Source organism: Faecalibacterium gallinarum (genome assembly GCF_022180365.1).
In the GTDB taxonomy this organism is placed as follows: domain Bacteria; phylum Bacillota; class Clostridia; order Oscillospirales; family Ruminococcaceae; genus Faecalibacterium; species Faecalibacterium gallinarum.
In genome coordinates, this window is sequence record NZ_BQKV01000008.1 from 1 (window position 1) to 320 (window position 320).

The window sequence follows — 320 nt, forward strand, 5'->3', positions numbered from 1 at the left end:
GAAGAGTATCCGATTTGGCGGATGTGCAAATTCTTTGGTGTTTCCCGGAGTGGGTACTACGCCTATACCCACAATCTGAACCGTCCGAACCCAAATCAGTCGATTATAGACCAGATCGCCCGGCAGCAGAAGAGGTGCAAAAATACATACGGCTATCGTCGGATGCATCTGTGGTTGGACAAAAACGGTTGTTCCAGGAATCCCAAAACGATTCTCAGGATTATGAAAACCAACGGTTTGTTGTCTGAAATCCGCAGACGCAGGCAGTGGAAGCAGCTTGGACAGCAGGTTCACAGATATGAAAATCTGCTGAATAGGGA

Annotated in this window: 1 protein-coding gene; it reads left to right on the forward strand. The window is 47.8% G+C overall.

Going from position 1 to position 320, the window contains the following annotated elements:
- Positions 1–21: 21 nt before the first annotated feature.
- Positions 22–320 (forward strand): IS3 family transposase (locus JCM17207_RS13800; RefSeq protein ID WP_373871901.1); only part of this gene is annotated, 299 nt, incomplete at its 3' end.